The sequence below is a fragment of the Glutamicibacter sp. NPDC055354 genome (assembly GCF_053644955.1).
Window position 1 is genome coordinate 1,930,628 of record NZ_JBSHMB010000001.1, and the last position, 17,904, is coordinate 1,948,531.

The following is a 17,904-nucleotide window of genomic DNA, read 5'->3' on the forward strand; positions in this document are numbered from 1 at the left end:
TCCTATTGGTAGCGCGGCCGGTACTGATATCCAGCTCACATATCACAAGGCTACGCCCTGATCACCCGATCCGCATGTGTATAAATGTTCACGCTGTGCCTGCGGGAAAAAGCGGCCAGCGTCAGACCCGATTCCTCGGCCAGGTCAGCGGCCAGCGACGAGGGCGCGCTGACCGCTGCGAGCACCGGAATTCCGGCCATCGCGGCCTTCTGCACCAGCTCGAAGGAGGCGCGTCCGGAGACCTGCAGGACGGTGTCGCCCAGTGGCAGCAACCCGTCGCGCATGGCCGCTCCGATGACCTTGTCCACCGCATTATGACGCCCGACGTCTTCGCGCAGGATCAGCAATTCCCCAGCGGTGGAGAACAATCCGGCCGCGTGCACTCCCCCGGTGGCGGAGAACAGCTGCTGCGATTCGCGCAAGGTGTCAGGCAGGCCCAGCAGCGTTTCCAGCCCAACCCGCCCCGATTCAGGGGAGGGTGCGAAGGCGGCTTTCTTGCGCACTTCGTCAATGGAGTTGGTGCCGCAGATCCCGCAGGCTGAACTGGTGACCACATTGCGGGCAGCCAGGAGATCAGGATGCTTCGCCCCCGCACCCAGCTGCACCTCGATGACGTTATAGGTCTGGTTGCCTGCTTCATCGGTGCCGGCGCAGTAGCGCAGGGAGGCCAGATGCTCGGGCGCGGAAATGATTCCCTCGCCCACCAGGAATCCGGTGACCATGTCGAAGTCGTCGCCCGGGGTGCGCATGGAGGTGGTGTAGGAGGTATGGCCGAAGCGGATCTCCAGCGGCTCCTCGCCAGCCAGCTTCTCCTCGCGGACGCGCGATCCCTCCAGCGTTGCCCTGACCACGCGGCGGCGCACGATCTTGCGACCCATTTAAACGCTCCTTGTGCTACATCTTGCGGCTTCCGCCGCTTGCCGCATACTGCTAGAGGACACTCTACGTTTACAGACCCCGGCTCGGCCAACCCCCATGCTGGATTGAGGCAAATCCAAGGCTCCACCGGGGCCGCAATTCGCTGGGCCCAACTATTTCGCGGTGCTGCCTAGCCTGCTTCGTTGCCGTCTCCACTCGGCGCTGCAGCTTCCAGCAAAGGTGCCTGCAGGCGCGTGTCGCAGCGCAGCTCCCTCATAAGCGACATCCCCAGCAGCGTCACAATCACCGTGAACGGCACCGCCGAGAGGATGGCTGCCTGTTGCAGGGCCTCGAGCCCGCCCACCAGCAGCAACACGATCGCGCAGACGCCGGTGAGAAGTCCCCAGACCACTAAGACCGGCCTCTTGGGGTACATATTTCCGCCGGAGGTCAGCGTGCCCAGAACATAGGTATTGGAATCCGCGCCGGTAATGAAGAACAGCACCACGAGAATAACTGTGAATGCCGAGGTCACTTCCGGTATCGGCAGTTCGGCCAGCATCGCGAAAAAGGTGCTGTTGGTGTCTTCCAACGTTGCCTGGCCGATCCCAGAGCTGCCGGTCATCTCCTGGTGGATCGAGGTGCCACCGAAAATGCTGAACCAGATGCTGAAGACCAGAGACGGGACACCCATCACCGCAAGAACGAATTCGCGAATGGTCCGGCCCTTGGAAATCCGCGCCAGGAAGATGCCGACGAAGGCGCCCCAGCTCAACCACCAGGCCATCATGAAGTACGTCCACCATTGCATCCACTGCAAGTCTTCGGCTCCAGAGGGAGTCAGCAGCGCCACGGCCGGGAACTCGCCCAGGAACTGCCCCATGGAACGGAAATAGATGTTGGAAATAAATCCGGTGGGACCGGAAACCAGGACGAAAACCCCGATGGCCGCGGCACCGATCATGGTGCCCTGGCTGAGCCATTTGATGCCCTTGCCAACGCCGGAAAGCGCCGAGAGAGTGAATACGATGGTAACGCCTGCAATGATCACGATCTTGACGAACAGATCCGTGGGAATCCCGAACAGGCTGTTCAGCCCCTCGGCGATTTGCGAAGCGCCCAAGCCCAGGGAAGTGGTCGTGCCGAAGAGGGTGGCCAGCACGGTGAACACGTCAATGGTCTTTCCGAGCCATCCGTCCATGGATTTTCCAAGAACTGGCCTGAGCATCACCGAGACGAGTCCCGAGTTGCCCCGGCGGTGCGTCGAGTAGGCAATGGCCAGGCCGAACACGCCGAACAAGGCCCAGGCGTTCGGACCCCAGTCGAAGTACGAGAACTGCAAGGCCAGCACTGCCGCATCCATGCTTTCCGGCTCCGCCCGTCCGTGCGGAGGGACCATGAAGTGGCTCATGGGTTCGGCCGCGCCATAGCTGATCAACCCGATGCCCATCACGGCACCGAGAATCATCGCGATCCAGGCCCATGTGGAGAACTCGGGTCGGTCCGCGTCCTTGCCCAGCCTGATGCCTCCGTAGCGCGAAAAGGCCAGGAACAGCATCAGCACGATGCAGCCGAGAGTCACCAACAGGTAGCTCCAGCCAATGTACTGCGCTGACCAGGTGGATGCCCCGGACATCAGTTCATTGAGCCGGCCCGGTGCAATAGCCGCCCAGAGCACGAACACCACGACCAGCGCCAGCGAAACGAAAAGGACACTGCCCGGACGCTGGAGTTGCTTGTAGACCTGTTTCGATTCGTTCTTGTCCGCGGCCCGACGCAATTTGCCGCCGGTGAGCGTGGGCCCTCCGCGTGGCCCCTTGCCCTGCTTTTCGTTGGGTTCGGTTTTCATGGCTCTCACACTTCGTTGTATTGGAGGAATCTGCCGACGCCGGGCTATAGCGCGGTCAGTTCGGCGCCGTCGTAGAACCGGCCGGCCTTGTAGACCATCGGCTCAAGCTGGGCGACTTCGGAATGCTTTACCTTGGCGATGAACACGGTATGGGTCTTGGCTTGGAAGCGCTCCTTGATTTCTGCTTCGATGGAAGCGGCCGAGCCATCGATCAGCGGGCTGCCGTTCGGCCCCTGATGCCATTCGAGCTCGGCGAACTTGTCATCACCCTTGGAAGCGAAGGTGCCCACGGTGTCGCGCTGCCCGTTGCTCATGATGTTGATGCCCAGATGGGTGGACTTGAACAGCGATGCATAGGTGCTGGTGGTCTTCTGCACGCACACCAGCACCAGAGGCGGCTCGAGCGAAACTGACACGTATGAATTTGCGGCTAGCCCGCGAGGCTTGCCATGTTCATCCATGGTGGTCACGACAGTCACGCCGGTAACGAATTGGCGGTTGAACCCCTTGAGCGCATCGAGATTCAGCACGCCGCTCAAATCGTCCACTACCACGCCATCATCCGTGGACTCGAAGGCGGACTTGAGCGATGGGACCCCCACGTCTTCGAGCAGCTCGCTCTGGTCCCAAGTCACCTGCTCCGAGATGATTTTCCCGTCCTGGATTTCCATCAGGTTGGAACCGCGGGTTTCCACGGTGTTGCCCGTGGCCGGCACACCCTGCAGATCGTTGGTGAACGTTCCGGTGGTGTGCCAGAAAATCGCGATGGACTGCTCCTGCTCATCCACGAGCAGATGGTCGATTTTTGTCACCAGATCAGGGAAGGCCTCCCGCACGGACAAAATCTCTTGCTTCAGCTCTCGGATGGTGGTGACGTTTTTGGATTTCTTGCTGATTCGCCGGAAGTCCGCGTGGAAGATCTCGTCCAGTGCATCGACCTGGCCCCGATCCCATGCCGCTTCCCAGGCGTTGACGAGTGATTCTTTGACAGGCTGGAGTGAATTTACAATTTGTTGCATGCAAGAAATGCTAGCAAAGGTTGTGACTGAGTCAACACGTTTCAGGAAATTCTCTTAAATTTAGCGGATTCAAGGCAATTCCTTGAATTTCTGTTGCATACAAGAGAATCTATGGATAGAGTTCTTGTATGCAAGAGAGTTCAAGCGTGGAATCAAAAACCAGGAGCACCCCGGAGACGCCGTTGCTGGGCCGGCTCCGTCAAATGATCGTCACTGGAGTTGTTCAACCCGGAGACCTATTGGCAGAGACAGCCCTGGCGCAAGACTTCGAGGTCAGCCGTACTCCAATTCGAGAAGCATTGAAGCAGCTGGAGCGCGAGGGCCTAGTTGAGGTGCGTTCGCGGGTTGGAACATTCGTAAGGAAGCCCACCCAGCGCGAAATTCACGAGATGTTTTCCCTGAAGGAGGCCTTCGAGGGACTAGCCGCTGGCCTGCTGGCCAGACGTGGAGCCGTACCTGAATTGGAGCAGCTCAAGGAAAACGTTGCACGCAGCCAACGGGCCGTCGAGCGCGGCGACGCGGAACTCTATTCGCAACTGGTCCATGAATTCCACAGCACGTTGGTTGCCGGGGCTGACAACAGGAAGCTCACCGAGCACTATGACCTGTTGATGAACCAGCTGGCCTACCATCGCATCGTTTCGCAGACCCTGAGCTTGCCCGGGCGCTTGCAGAATTCGAAGGACGAGCACCAGGCAATCATCGACGCCATCAGCTCCAAAGATCCGTTGGCCGCAGAACTTGTGATGCGCAGGCATGTTGCCGCATCAAGCCAGTCGGCGGCCCTGGCCGCAATGAAAGAAGAAGACGAAGAACAACCGGGTTAGCCCCAAAATAGCCATGCAAAGGAATACCAGATGAATTCTCCACTGGCCCAGCCGCCTCAGCTCATTGATTTGAGCACCCGATCAACGCTCGAAGACTACCAGGATTTGGCCCAGGCCATTGGTTTGCGCAAAATCTCGTGCACGGTGGAAGAAGTTCCCCACCACGAATTAGGCAGCATCACCCGCGCGACCGCCACCGCAGTCATCACCAATCCTTGGCTCGGCACTAGAACGTCGCAAGATTTATCCGAGCGGAGCGAGGCCATCGCCCCATTGCTCGCCAAGCTGCTGTCGGATCGCCTGCTCAATGCCCTGGGCGGAGCCGAACAAGTTGAAGCTTTCGGCAAGGCCGCATTGGTTGGCAGCGATGGCGAATTGGAGCATGCCGGAGCGCTGATCCACACCCCGTTCTTCGGCAACCTGCTGCGCGAAGCCCTCGGCGGCACCTCGATCATCTGCTTTGTCGACGGCCGCGGCGTTCCTGGTGAATCCCTGCGAGTACCGATGTGGCATAAGACCGCAGCTGCCACCCGAACCCACTACCAAACCCTGGAGCTGTCCTTGCCCGATGCCCCGCATGCTGGCGAGATCGCGGTCATTGCCGCGGCATCAAGCGGCCCCCGGCCACATGCACGCATCGGCGATCGAACCACCGACCGAACGGTCACTTCCGAAATACTGAAGGGAATACAACTATGAACTACCGCAAACTGGTAACCATCGTCGAGGAAATTGCCACAGAGGGCGGACGCCCGGTGGATCCGGTAGCCCGCGTGGTCATTGTCGCCGCCGTATTCGACAACCCGTGGGCAGGGCAAGGATTCGTCGAGGACTTGAACCCGGGAATCGACTCGGTCGCCTCGGACCTCGGAGCGCTGCTGGCACCGCGGGTCATCGAAGCGCTGGGCGCCCCGCTCCAGGCCTATGGCAAGGCTGCAATCGTCGGCCTTGACGGTGAAGTCGAGCACGGCTCAGCCCTGATCCACACCCTGAAATTCGGCAACCACTTCCGCGACGCAGCCAAGGCCACCACCTTGCTGCCGGCCGTGGAAAAGCGCGGACAGGCCGGAGTGCAGTTCGACATCCCGCTCAAGCATTTCACCGATGCCACGATCCGCTCGCACCACCAGAGCGTCGAGGCCAGGATCGCCGATGCCCCGCATCCTGGCGAAATCCTGATCGCCCTGGCCGGCGCAACCCGTGGCCGGCCGCAGGAACGCCTGGCCCCGCTGTCCACCGAACAGTAGCAGAGCGCATCAGCCGGAACGGAGCGAAGCACGCATGAAAAGCACGAAGCAGCCATTGGTTGTCCTCCTGCATGGAGTCGGATTGGACCGGACCATGTGGAAGCCGCTGCGCGAGCAGCTGGCGCACGAATCAGTGGCCCTGGACCTGCCTGGGCACGGGTTACGCCCGCCCCTGCGCAGCGAGCAGAATCTGGCGAGCTTGGCCGCCGATGTGCTCGAACGCCTTGAAACTCGCGAGCCTGTGCATCTTGTGGGATTCTCGCTCGGTGCCTTGGTTGCCCAGTACCTTGCGCGCTTCGCTCCCGGGCGCGTGCTGACCTTGTCTGCGGTGAACTCCGTATGCCGGCGCACCGCCGAAGAGTCGACCGCGGTGGAAGAGCGCCTGGCTACCGCCGGCACGAACTTCTCCCAGGGAGTGGACCGCGCCATCGAACGCTGGTTCCCGGCCGCGGCCACCACGGTGGACGCGCAGCTCATCGAGGCTACGCGCCAAACTATGGCGGGCAACGATCTCGAATCCTATCTGCACGCCTACGCGGTTTTCGCCCGCGGTGACCAGGAGATTGCCGGCGAACTCGATGCGATCAAGCAGCCGACACTGGCCATCACCGGCGAGCTGGATCCCGGATCGACCCCGGAAATGTCCCGCCGGCTGGTTGCCGCTGTGCCGCAGGGGCGGCTGCGCATCATCCCCGGAGCACGGCATATGCTTCCGGTCGAGAATCCGCTGGCCTTGGCCGCGGAATTGAACAGTTTTTTCAGCGATAACGAAGGGAAACAGGCATGAGCGAGCGTTACATGCATTTCATCAACGGAGAGCACATCGCTCCCAGCGAAGACCGTTTCTTCACCAGCTCCAACCCGGCAACCCTCGAAGATCTTTACGAGGCCGCGCGCGGCAATGCTGAAGATGTGGACCGTGCTGTCAAAGCCGCCCATAAGGCATTCTCCGCGCCCTCGTGGAGCGCCCTGAGCGCCACCGCCCGTGGACATCTGCTGCGCCGCCTAGGCGATCTAATCGGTGAGAATGCCGAGAAGTTGGCCCGCTACGAATCCTTGGACAACGGCAAGCTGCTGCGCGAAATGCGGGGCCAGCTGGCCACCCTGCCGGAGTACCTCTACTACTATGCCGGGCTGGCCGACAAAGTGCAGGGTTCCCAGATCCCAAGCATGAATCCGGCGATTCTAAACTACACCCAGCGCGAAGCGCTCGGCGTGGTCGGGGCTATCACCCCGTGGAACTCGCCTCTGACTTTGACCACTTCGAAGATCGCCCCTGCGCTGGCTGCCGGGAACACTGTGGTGATCAAGCCCAGCGAATACACCTCGCGCACGGTGCTGCTGCTGGCTGAGCTGGCTGAGCAGGCCGGATTCCCTCCGGGCGTCATCAACGTGGTCACCGGGTTCGGGGCCGAGGCCGGCGCGGCGCTAGTCAGCCACCCACTGCTGGCCAAGATCTCCTTCACTGGTTCTACGGCCACTGGCTCGAAGATCGCCGCCGAGGCGGCCGGCCGCTTCATCGGCTGCACCTTGGAGCTGGGTGGCAAGAGCCCGAACATCGTCTTCGACGACGCCAACGTCGCCAACGCGGCTATGGGCGTGGTGGCCGGCATCTACGCCGCGGCCGGCCAGACCTGCATTGCCGGCAGCCGGGTCTTCGCCCACAGGTCTGTCTACGACGAGCTGCTGGAACGGGTTACCGAACGTGCCAAGTCCATTGTCATCGGAGACCCGCTCTTGGATGCCACCGAGCTAGGCCCGCTGGCGTTCGCCGACCAATTGGAAAAGGTCGCTTCCTATGTGAAGATCGGCGCAGACGAGGGCGCCAAAGTACTGGCCGGCGGCACCCGCCCCGAAGGCCTGGACCTGCCGGGCTACTATTTCTCCCCCACTGTGCTCACCGACGTCAATAACGACATGCGCGTGGTCCGCGAGGAGATCTTCGGCCCGGTGGCTGCGATAATGACCTTCGAGCACGAAGACGAGCTGCTGTCCATGGCCAATGACACCGAGTACGGGCTGGCCGCCGGCGTGTGGACGCAGAACCTTGCCCGCGCCCATCGCATGGCCCGGAGGCTGGAGGCCGGCACGATCTGGGTGAACACCTACCGCGCGATGTCCCCGATGTCCCCTCGCCAAGGCTTCAAGAACTCGGGCGTCGGCATCGAGCACGGCCTCGAATCCATGAACGAATACACCCGCCTCAAGAGCGTATGGATCAACACGGACGAGTCCCCCGTCGCAGATCCGTTTGTGATGCGCGGCTAAGGAAAGGGAGCCCCATGCCACTGATCGATGTATCCATTGCCAAGGGCCGCAATTCCCAGCAGCTGCGCGCCCTGATCGACGCCTTGCACCGGGCCGCCGAAGAAACCGTTGATGCGGCCCCCGAAAACATCACGGTCATCGTGCGCGAAGTCGATCATGAGCATTGGTCCCGGACCAATCAAACCATCGCCGAACGCAACAGCACCCAGACAACTGCCTAAGGGCAGCAGAGCAACGAAAGAAGGACAGATATGCGCTTTTCACTGTTCATCCACATGGAACGCTATGACGACTCGATCAGCCACGCACAGCATTTCGAGAACCTCGTCGAACTGACTCAAATGGCCGAAGCCGGTGGCTTCTCCACAGTCTGGATCGGCGAACACCACTCGATGGAATACACCGTCTCCCCGAACCCGATCCCGCAGCTTGCTTACCTCGCGGCTCGGACCTCCACGATCCGGCTCGGAGCCGGCACCATCATCGCACCATTCTGGAACCCGATCCGAGCAGCCGGCGAACTCGCGCTGCTCGATGTCATCAGCAATGGCCGTGCCGAATTAGGCGTGGCACGCGGTGCCTACCAATTCGAATTCGATCGCATGACCGATGGCATGAAGGCCACCGACGGCGGTGCCTCCATGCAGGAGCTCATCCCCGCAGTCAAGAAGCTGTGGGAGGGAGATTACGCCCACGACGGTGAAGTCTGGCAGTTCCCGACGTCCACCTCGGTGCCCAAGCCAACACAAAAGCAGATCCCTGTCTGGGTTGCCGCCCGCAGCCCCGAGTCGCACGAGTATGCTGTGGCCAACGGGTGCCATGTCATGGTGACTCCGCTGATGAAGGGCGACGAAGAAGTCGAATCATTAGTCCAGAAGTACGAAGCCGCCATCGCTGCCCACCCGGAGGTGAAACAGCGCCCTGACATCATGGTGCTTCGCCACACTTATCTGCACTCCGCCAACGAGCCAGAGGCCTGGCGCCCTGCTGCCGAAGGCATCAACAAGTTCTACCGCACCTTCGATGCGGTCTTCGGCAACAAGGTGGAGCCGGTCAACGGATTCATCGATCCCAGCCCGGAGGAGAAGTTCTCTGAACGCGAGGAGTTCACGCCTGAGTCCCTGCACCGCACCGCAATGATCGGCACGCCGGACGTGGTTGTTGAGCGCCTGCGCCGCTACGAAGATCTGGGCGTCAGCGAATACAGCTTCTGGAGCGACAACGCCCTGAGCCACGAGGAAAAGAAACGCTCGCTGAAGTTGTTCATTGACGAAGTTGTGCCGAATTTCGTGAAGTAGGCTGCGAAGGACCAGCCCGAACCGAGGCCGCCGTGCATCCGATTTTTCGGTGCCGGCGGCCTTTGCCGTCAGGCTTCAGATTCCTGTTTGCGCGACGGAGCGATGATCGCGAACTCTGCGCCGGTGACGTCGCTGAGCACGGCCATGCGGCCAAAGTAGGAATCATGGGGCTCATGGATGATCGTGCCGCCGAGCTTCTCGGCGAGCGCCACGGTCTGTTCGGCATCCGCCACCGCGAAGTAGGCGCGCCAACCGGCCTTGGAATCCGGATAGCTGGAGATGTCGAAGATTCCGGCCACCGCCTCGGAACCTTGGCCGTAGGTGTGGTAGCGGAATTCGTCCGTGTCCGAGACCGGGGACAGGCACCAGCCCAGTGCTACTCGGTAGAAGCGGGCCACCGCCTCGAAGTGCCTGGTGTGCAGCTCGTTCCAGATGCGGGTGCCCGGTGCGCGGCTGGCGGTTGTGTCTGCTGATTGGAATGCCTGGAAGAGTCCAACGCCGGTTCCCGCTGGGTCCCCGATGATGGCCATGGTTCCCTGGCCGGGAATGTCGATGGGCTTGAGATAGACCTTGCCGCCGTGCATCTTGGTGGCATAGGCGGCGGCGTGCACATCGGTCACATTCAGGTAGGTAGTCCAGGCATCTTGCACCTCGGAATCCGGGTCATTGGCAATGAAGCCGGTGACCATTTCCCCGTTGAGGTAGACCTCGGCATATCCCTCGTCGCGGGTTTCCTCGTCATGGCGGACTTCCCAACCGAAAAGCTGCCCGTAGAACTGCGTGGAGCCCTCCATGTCGCTGGTGAGCAAATCGACCCAGCACGGCTCGGCTCGAGGATCCTTTGGTGCCGGCATCGCTTCCCCATTCCACAATTCATCCAGCTCGTTTGGGCTGAGTCTATGTCCTTTTTACCCAGATCAGCAACGGAAATTTTCCATTGTTCAAGATATTTCGAAACTCAATACCTCGTACTGAACCGCAGTTCCAATATGGTTTAATGTGACACAACACACAATGCACTGCTGGGCGACCCGAGGAGTTCACCATGAGCGTTCCCACATCCAATCTCACTGTTTCAGTGGCGGCCATCCTCGCAGAAGGGGCTGCCCGCTACGGCGAGCTGAACGCCATCACCGTCGATGGCCGCAGCACCACCTATGAGCAGCTGTGGGAGCAGGCCCGGCAATACGCCGGAGCCCTGCAAGCCCAAGGCATCGAGGCGGGCGACCGGGTGGCCTTGCTCATTCCCAACGTCACGGACTTCGCCCGCGCCTACTACGCGGTTCTGGCCCTGGGCGCCGTAGCGGTACCGGTCCACGCGCTGCTCAAGGCGCGCGAGATCTCCTACATCCTGGAGGATTCCGAAGCCAAGCTGATGATCTGCGCCGCACCGCTGCTCGCAGAAGGAGCAGCGGGGGCCGCCGCTTCCGGGGTGCCGGTGCTCAGCGTGCTGGCTCCGGAGGAATCGGGCGCCATCCGGTTGGAAGACCTGGCCCGGCACGCCGCGCCGATTGGCACCTACCTGCCGCGCCGCCCCGAAGACCTGGCCACGATCCTGTACACCTCGGGCACCACCGGCAAGCCCAAGGGTGCGCTGGGCACGCATCTGGCGTTAATCGAGCAGACCCACACCACATTGCTGAACACCATGGAATTGCGCCGCGGCGACAAGCTCTTCGGCGGGTTGCCGCTGTTCCACACCTTCGGCCAGACCTGCGTGCTCAATACCGGGCTGCGGGTGGGGGCCGAGGTCATGCTGCTGCCCAAATTCACCGCCGAAGGGGCCCTGGAACTGTTGCTGGAGGCTGGCATCGACGTCTTCTTCGGGGTGCCCACGATGTATGTGGCCCTGCTCGAAGCGGGCAAGCAGCGCGAAGGGATGCCGGAAAAACTGCGCTACGCCATTTCCGGAGGGGCCTCGCTTCCGGTATCCATCCTCACCGCCTTCGAGCAGCGCTTCGGCGCGCGGATCCACGAGGGCTACGGGCTGACCGAGACCTCTCCGGTGGCTTGCTTCAACCATGTGGGCGTCGACCCGCGGCCCGGGACCGTGGGCACCCCGGTTTGGGGTGTGGATGTGGAAATCGCCGATCCTGCCTGCCCCGATGAAATCCGGCTGCTGCCGCGCGGGGAGCTGGGCGAGCTGGTGGTGCGCGGGCACAACTTGTTCTCCGGCTACCTGAACCGGCCCGAGGCCACGGCCGAAGCGGTGGTTGATGGCTGGTTCCGCACCGGGGATCTGGGGACCAAGGACGAGGATGGCTACCTGCGCATCCTGGACCGGACCAAGGACATGATCCTGCGCAACGGCTACAACGTGTACCCGCGCGAAATCGAAGAGGTGCTGGTTTCCCATCCGGAGATTTCCAACGCCGCCGTGTACGGGGTGCCGCACGAAACCCACGGACAGGAGATTGCCGCCTCGGTGACCTTGGAGGCCGGCTCCGCGCTGGGCGCGCAGGAGCTGGTGGCGTGGGCCAGCAAGCAGATGGCCGCGTACAAGTATCCGCGGCTGATCGAGATCGTCCAGGAATTCCCGCTGGGTCCCAGCGGGAAGATCCTCAAGCGCGAACTGGTTGCGCAGTTCACTGCCGAGCAGGACTAGCGAACACTACTGGGGCAGTCCACCGTAATCCGGTGTGCGGCGCGAGCAGAACGCGGATCTGCCTTCGGCCAGGTCCGCGTTCGCCCCGTTCTCTTCCCACATCGCTTCCCACCAGCCCTCGGTGGCTTCTCCCTGGCGCACCAAGTTGATGGCCTCATTGGTGCGCGCAATGGAATATGGCGAGTTCGCGGACAGCTTGCCCAGCAGTGCGGCCAGCTCTTCTTCGAGCTGCCCATGGGCAATCACGCGGGTGAACATGCCCCAGCGTTCCGCCTCGGCAATGGAAATCTCCGCGCCGGAAAACAGCAGGTACTTGGCCCGGTGCTCCCCCACGGTACGCACCAGCCGTTCGATGCCCGGCCGCGGGAAAACCAGCCCGATTCTTGCTGGGGTGATCGCGAGTCGCACGTTATCCGAGGCCAACTGGATATCGCAGGCCGAGGCCAGCTGCCAGGCCCCGCCAAAGCAATGGCCTTCCACCACCGCGATGGTGGTTTTCGGGCAGGCCACGATGATCTTGTCGAGCAGGTCGAAATGGTTGATCAGCTCCCCGTCGGCGTCCCGGTCGAAGAGCACCTGGTCCATCTCGTCGATGGCAATTCCAGCGCAGAAGTTCCCTTCCGCGCCGCGAACCACAATGGAACTGACCTCGTCGTTGGTCGAAAGGCCGGCAAAGGCGCCCACCAGCTGCAGGCACATGTCCTTGGTGAGCGCGTTGAGTTGGCCCGGGTTATCCAGCAGCACTACGGCAGTGGACCCGGCTATTTCTACGCTGACCCGTGCTTCATTGTCCTTGCCCATCAGGTTCCTCCCAGTCGCGTGCAAGCCGCAGAAGTTCGAGAGGCAATAGCAATGCCCCCACTTCGCAATCTATCGCGAAATGGGGGCAAGCCGTTGTCCAGGCTGGAAATTATTACTTCCCGGTTCGTTGTACGCGAATTGGAGCTAGGTGGCTGGATACGACCCAGGGCCCGGTACGCTAATACCGGGCCCTGGGCCCTTCCCTTCCGGGCTTAATTTCGCCGCAAGGTAAGAATTCGTTGCAAGACCACGAAGATCAGCAGCAAACCGCCGATCACGATCTTGGTCCACCAGGAACTCAAGGTTCCCTCGAAAGTGATGATGGTTTGGATCAGTCCCAGCACCATCACGCCAACCACCGAGCCGAGAATGAAGCCCATGCCGCCGACAAGCAGTGTTCCACCGATAACCACTGCGGCGATCGCGTCGAGTTCCATGCCCACACCGGTCAGCGCATAGCCCGAGCGCGAGAACATGGCGAAGAGGATTCCGCCCAGCGCCGCACAGGTGCCGGAGATGACGTAGACAACCACCTTGGTGCGTGCTACACGCAATCCCATCAGGGTGGCTGATTGCTCCCCGCCGCCCACCGCGTAAACGGTGCGGCCGAAACGGGTGCGGTGCAGCACCCACCAGGACCCGGCAATCACCAGCACGGCGATGACCACGGCGGCGGTCAACCGCCAGCGCCCCGCAGAAACTCCCCAGCTCGACAGGGCCACAAAACCCTCATTGCGGATGGGCACGGATTCCGGGGCGAAGATGAAGCACAGGCCGCGGGCCAAGAACATGCCGGCCAAGGTAGCCACGAAGGGCTGCACCTCGAAGTACTGGATCATCACTCCCATGCCCAGGCCGATGATCGATCCGCTGAGAATCGCGATAGGCAGCACCAGGGACAACGGGATCCCGGCATGGAGCATGGTTGCAGTGATGACCGAGGACAGCGCCAGCACCGCACCGACGGACAGGTCGATGCCGCCGGTGAGAATCACGAACGTCATCCCTGCTGCCAGCACGATCAGGTGGGCATTGTTGATGAACAGGTTGGACAGTACAGCGGGCGAAAGGAAATTCTCGTAGCGCACTCCGCCGATGACGAGCATCAGCCCAAAGACGACCACAGTGCCCAGAACCGGCAGGTAGCGCCGGTCCACATTCAATTTGGATATGGACTTGCGCGGAACACTGAGGATGCTCATGCTCCCACCTCCTGGTAGCGGCGGCGTTCGCGCAAGGAACCGAGCATGGCGCGCAGCCGGGTTGACATCATCAAGGTCACGGCAATGACCACGATGGCTTTGAATAGCGAAGTGACCAGCGGTGAAACGCCCAGGACGGTCACGGCCAGGCTCAGGGTGGTAATGATCAGCACGCCAATCATGGTGCCCGCGAGGTTGAACTTGCCGCCGGCCAGGGACGTGCCGCCAATAACCACGGCGAGAATGGCATCCAGCTCTATGAACAGTCCTGCATTGTTGGCATCAGCGGCCATGGTGTTGCCGGCGAAGATCAGTCCAGCCAGGCCCGATAGCAGACCGCACAACACATAGACGGTGAATACCAGAGTTTTTGATTTCACCCCTGAGAGCCGGCTGGCTTCCGGGTTGATGCCTACCGCTTCGAGCAGCATGCCCAGTGCAGTACGCCGTACCACCAGGGCCACCACCGCAAACACGCCGTAAGCGATGAGCGCGGCCACCGGCAGGCCCAGCACATAGCCCGAGGCCAGTTTGCTGAAAGGTGCGCTATTGACCGTGGTGATCTGGCCGTTGGTGATCAGCATGGCCACACCGCGGCCGGCGGTCATCAGGATCAGCGTGGCGACGATCGGCTGGATGCCGAAGTTCGCCACCAGCACGCCGTTGAATGCGCCGAGGATCAGGCACAACCCCAATGCCACGATGACGGCGCCGACGGCTGTACCTGCGGATCCCGGATTTGCCGAGCTGGCGATGAACGTCAGCGCCACGGCTCCGGAGATCGCGACGGTGGCACCCACTGACAGGTCGATGCCGCGGGTGGCGATCACCAGAGTCATGCCCAGGGCGACCAGCAGCAGCGGCGAGCTATTGCGCAGGATGTCTATGGGGGCGCCGAACAGGTGCCCGTCCAGCACGCTGATGCCCAGGATGTCCGGGCGCTTGATGGTGCAGGCTAGCAGCAGCGCGAGCAGCGCAATCGCTGGCCAAAACAGGCGATGCTTGTAAATACGGGTCATTTGTTTTCTTCCCCGGTGGCGATGATTTCGATCAGGCGTGGCACATCCACATCTGGAGTGCTTGGAATTTCGGCAACCTTGGCGTGATCGCGCATCACAACGATGCGATCCGAGAGGCGCAGGACTTCTTCTAGCTCAGCGGAGATGAAGACCACCGACATGCCCTGTTCAGCTAGTTCGGAGACCAGGTTCATGATTTCGGTCTTCGCGCCGATGTCGATTCCGCGGGTGGGCTCATCGAGGAGCAACAGCTTCGGAGCGGTGGCGAGCCAGCGGGCCAGCAGAACTTTCTGCTGATTCCCGCCCGAGAGGTTCTTGAGCAGGGCGTTCGGATTGGCCGGACGGACGCCCAGTGCCTTGATATAGGCGTCCACGATTTGGGTGGCTTTGGTCTTGGGCAGCGGGCGGATCCATCCGCGCGCTGCCTGCAGGCCGAGGATGATGTTCTCGGCCACGGTCAGCTCGCCCACAACCCCTTCGCCCTTGCGATCTTCGGATGTGTAGGCGATTTTTCGGCCCAGGGCCTGCCGGGGAGTTCGCAGCTTTACCGGTTTCCCGCCCAGCTTGATCACCCCTTCATCTGCCTTGTCCGCTCCGTAAAGCAGGCGCGCGAGTTCGGTACGGCCTGAGCCCAGCAGGCCGGCCAAGCCGATGACTTCCCCGGGATAGAGGTCCAGATCGAAAGGCTGCACCGCTCCCTTGCGCCCGAGTCCCACTGCCTGCAGCAACGGTTCAGCGTCGGCCGCGCGTTCGGTTGCGGCGGTGCGTTCGTTGGCGCCGCCCACGTGGGCATCGGAGGTGCCAGCGATCATCAGCGAGACCAGTTCGCGTTGCGGCAGCTGGTCCTTCTTTCGTTCTTCTACCAATTGCCCGTTGCGCAGCACAGTGATGCGGTCGGCAATGGCGTAGATCTGGTCCAGGAAGTGCGACACGAAGAGGATCGCCACACCGTCATCACGCAACTTCCGCATGACCTCGAAGAGCTGGGCCACCTCGTCGGTATCCAGGCTCGAGGTCGGTTCATCGAGAATCAGTACCTTGGCGTCGACCACCATGGCGCGGCTGATGGCCACCAGCTGCTGGACTGCCAGTGAATGGGACCCCAGCGAGCTGGCCGGGTCTATCTTCAGCCCCATCCGCTCCAGATAGGTTTTGGCCTGGCGCCGCATGGTTCGCCAGTCAAGACCACCGAAACGGCGAGGCTCGCTGCCGAGCATGATGTTTTCGGCCACGGTGAGATTGGTGCAGAGATTCACCTCTTGGTACACCGTGGAGATGCCGCGTTCGCGGGCATCGGCGGGGCCGGTGAAGCGGGTGTCGTTGCCGTTAACCGTGATGGTTCCGGAAGCGATCGGATTCACGCCAGTCAGGGCTTTGATCAGGGTCGACTTTCCAGCGCCGTTCTCCCCCATCAAGGCGTGGACTTCACCGGGAAAAAGCCGGAAGCCAACGTTGTCCAGTGCTTTGACCCCGGGGAACTCCACGGAAATTCCAGCCATTTGAACGATGGGCTTCGTTGTAGGGGAATGCTGCACGGTGATTTCCTCAGTCCGTGACATGGGTGTTGAATCAATCATTAACTTGCCTCTGCGAGTTGCTTGTCCTGCCACCTGGTGGTGAACCGGCGGGCCAGCCTGTGGCCCGCCGGCTCGTGCTCTTGCCTGCGTCCCTAGTAGGTGCGATCGGCCAGGACCTCGGCCGCTTCATCCTGGGTGAAGGCGGCGTCTTCAACGACGATGCGCTTCTCTACAGATTCGCCGGCTACTACCTTCTTGGCGATTTCTGCCAAATCCTCACCTAGCAGCGGGTTGCATTCGACGATGTAGTTGATCTTGCCGTCAACCAATGCCTGCATGCCGTCCTTGACCGCATCAATGGTGACAATCTTGATGTCCTCGCCTGGCTTCTTGCCGGCTGCCTCGATGGCTTCAATGGCGCCCAAGCCCATGTCGTCGTTATGGGCGAAGACCAAATCGATATCGTCATGGGAGTTCAGGAAACCTTCCATGACCTGCTTGCCGCCTGCACGGGTGAAGTCACCGGTCTGCGAGTCGATAATCTCGATGTCCGTGCCCTCAATGGCCTTCCCGAAGCCTTCCTTGCGGTCGATGGCCGGTGCTGAGCCGGTGGTTCCCTGCAGTTCGACAACTTTCAGGTCCTTGTCCAGATTCTCCACAACCCAATCTCCGGCCCGCTGTCCTTCTTCAATGAAGTCGGAGCCGATGAACGAGGCAAAGAGCGTGTCATCGGTGGTGTCAACGGCGCGGTCGGTGAGGATCACGGGGATGTTGGCGCTCTTGGCTTCTTGCAGCACAGCATCCCAGCCCGTTTCTACCACTGGGGAAAAGGCCAGGACGTCAACGCCTTGCGCGATGTACGAACGCAGAGCCTGGATCTGGTTCTCCTGCTTCTGCTGGGCATCAGAGAAGCTGAGCTTGAAGCCGTTTTCTTCGGTCAGGGTGTCTTGGATGTCCTTGGTATTTGCCGCGCGCCACCCGGACTCGGCGCCAACCTGCGAGAAACCGATGGTAATGGTCTCAGAACCCGAACCTCCTCCTTCGCTGCCACTGGAATCCGAGCCGGCGCATGCGCTCATGGCTGCCATAGCTGCGATGCTGAGCGTTGCCAAGCCAGTGCGCAAAAAGGTCTGTCGTTTCATCGTGAGTTCCTCCTCGTGGGTCCCCGCCGGATAATGGTGGAGTGAATGGTCTCCGGCACCAGAACAATGTGTCGATGGTCACAATGTTAGCGCTAACAATTTAGGGTGTGAAGAGCCTTCCGGCTTTTGATTTCTTTTTCCATTGCCAACGGGTGACGGTTTTCAATCTAAATCGATATCCGACTAGGTAAAAAGGAATCAATGAGAGAAGGGAAATTATCCGGATTTAATCAATTGTTTGTTCGTCAGCTG

The 17,904-nt window shown here is 61.2% G+C and carries 17 protein-coding genes; 8 read left to right on the forward strand and 9 right to left on the reverse strand.

The window, feature by feature from the left end:
- Positions 1-50: 50 nt before the first annotated feature.
- The 3 genes from fdhD to ACWICV_RS08925 form a co-directional block, all read right to left on the reverse strand.
- Positions 51-878, reverse strand: a complete 828-nt coding sequence (gene fdhD / locus ACWICV_RS08915; RefSeq protein ID WP_454090410.1) for a formate dehydrogenase accessory sulfurtransferase FdhD — start codon at positions 876-878, stop codon at positions 51-53.
- 170 nt (positions 879-1,048) lie between these two features.
- Entirely contained in the window at positions 1,049-2,707 is a 1,659-nt protein-coding gene (locus tag ACWICV_RS08920) for a BCCT family transporter (protein ID WP_454090409.1), read from the reverse strand.
- Positions 2,708-2,751: 44 nt separating this feature from the next.
- On the reverse strand, positions 2,752-3,726 hold the full coding sequence (locus ACWICV_RS08925) for a flavin reductase (RefSeq protein ID WP_454090408.1): 975 nt from the start codon (positions 3,724-3,726) through the stop codon (positions 2,752-2,754).
- Positions 3,727-3,854: 128 nt separating this feature from the next.
- On the opposite strand from ACWICV_RS08925, the gene ACWICV_RS08930 reads away from it, so the two are divergent.
- Genes ACWICV_RS08930 through ACWICV_RS08960 form a run of 7 tightly spaced genes read left to right on the forward strand, consistent with a single transcriptional unit; the run spans position 3,855 to position 9,366 of the window.
- On the forward strand, positions 3,855-4,553 hold the full coding sequence (locus ACWICV_RS08930) for a GntR family transcriptional regulator (protein WP_105656184.1): 699 nt from the start codon (positions 3,855-3,857) through the stop codon (positions 4,551-4,553).
- Between the two features lie 30 nt (positions 4,554-4,583).
- Positions 4,584-5,252, forward strand: coding sequence for an amino acid synthesis family protein (locus tag ACWICV_RS08935; RefSeq protein WP_454090407.1), 669 nt, complete (start codon positions 4,584-4,586; stop codon positions 5,250-5,252).
- The gene (locus tag ACWICV_RS08940) at positions 5,249-5,800 is read left to right on the forward strand and encodes an amino acid synthesis family protein (RefSeq protein ID WP_133834116.1); all 552 of its coding nucleotides are present in this window, start codon (positions 5,249-5,251) and stop codon (positions 5,798-5,800) included. Before ACWICV_RS08935 ends, ACWICV_RS08940 begins: the two co-directional genes overlap by 4 nt.
- 34 nt (positions 5,801-5,834) lie before the next feature.
- Positions 5,835-6,587, forward strand: a complete 753-nt coding sequence (locus ACWICV_RS08945; RefSeq protein WP_454090406.1) for an alpha/beta fold hydrolase — start codon at positions 5,835-5,837, stop codon at positions 6,585-6,587.
- Complete coding sequence (locus ACWICV_RS08950; RefSeq protein WP_454090405.1) at positions 6,584-8,068, forward strand: aldehyde dehydrogenase; 1,485 nt, start codon at positions 6,584-6,586, stop codon at positions 8,066-8,068. Before ACWICV_RS08945 ends, ACWICV_RS08950 begins: the two co-directional genes overlap by 4 nt.
- Before the next feature lie 14 nt (positions 8,069-8,082).
- Positions 8,083-8,289, forward strand: coding sequence for a tautomerase family protein (locus ACWICV_RS08955; protein WP_454090404.1), 207 nt, complete (start codon positions 8,083-8,085; stop codon positions 8,287-8,289).
- 30 nt (positions 8,290-8,319) lie between these two features.
- Positions 8,320-9,366 (forward strand): LLM class flavin-dependent oxidoreductase, encoded by a 1,047-nt coding sequence (locus ACWICV_RS08960; RefSeq protein WP_133834120.1) that lies wholly within the window; start codon positions 8,320-8,322, stop codon positions 9,364-9,366.
- A 68-nt stretch (positions 9,367-9,434) separates the two neighbouring features.
- On the opposite strand, the gene ACWICV_RS08965 is transcribed toward ACWICV_RS08960, so the two are convergent.
- Positions 9,435-10,220, reverse strand: coding sequence for a VOC family protein (locus ACWICV_RS08965; protein WP_133834121.1), 786 nt, complete (start codon positions 10,218-10,220; stop codon positions 9,435-9,437).
- 191 nt (positions 10,221-10,411) lie between these two features.
- Between ACWICV_RS08965 and ACWICV_RS08970 the strand changes: the two genes are divergently transcribed.
- Positions 10,412-11,971 carry a long-chain-fatty-acid--CoA ligase gene (locus ACWICV_RS08970; protein ID WP_454090403.1) on the forward strand — a complete coding sequence of 520 codons (1,560 nt, stop codon included), beginning with the start codon at positions 10,412-10,414 and terminating at the stop codon, positions 11,969-11,971.
- Between the two features lie 6 nt (positions 11,972-11,977).
- On the opposite strand, the gene ACWICV_RS08975 is transcribed toward ACWICV_RS08970, so the two are convergent.
- From ACWICV_RS08975 to ACWICV_RS08995, 5 genes are all read right to left on the reverse strand, one after another.
- Positions 11,978-12,772, reverse strand: a complete 795-nt coding sequence (locus ACWICV_RS08975) for an enoyl-CoA hydratase/isomerase family protein (protein WP_454090402.1) — start codon at positions 12,770-12,772, stop codon at positions 11,978-11,980.
- A 212-nt stretch (positions 12,773-12,984) separates the two neighbouring features.
- Complete coding sequence (gene yjfF, locus ACWICV_RS08980; protein ID WP_454090401.1) at positions 12,985-13,974, reverse strand: galactofuranose ABC transporter, permease protein YjfF; 990 nt, start codon at positions 13,972-13,974, stop codon at positions 12,985-12,987.
- Complete coding sequence (locus ACWICV_RS08985; protein ID WP_332499296.1) at positions 13,971-14,993, reverse strand: ABC transporter permease; 1,023 nt, start codon at positions 14,991-14,993, stop codon at positions 13,971-13,973. Before ACWICV_RS08985 ends, yjfF begins: the two co-directional genes overlap by 4 nt.
- Entirely contained in the window at positions 14,990-16,552 is a 1,563-nt protein-coding gene (locus tag ACWICV_RS08990) for a sugar ABC transporter ATP-binding protein (RefSeq protein WP_332489086.1), read from the reverse strand. Before ACWICV_RS08990 ends, ACWICV_RS08985 begins: the two co-directional genes overlap by 4 nt.
- 110 nt (positions 16,553-16,662) lie before the next feature.
- Positions 16,663-17,652: an ABC transporter substrate-binding protein gene (locus ACWICV_RS08995; protein ID WP_105656171.1), complete on the reverse strand. Its 990-nt coding sequence runs from the start codon at positions 17,650-17,652 to the stop codon at positions 16,663-16,665.
- Positions 17,653-17,904 lie beyond the last annotated feature (252 nt).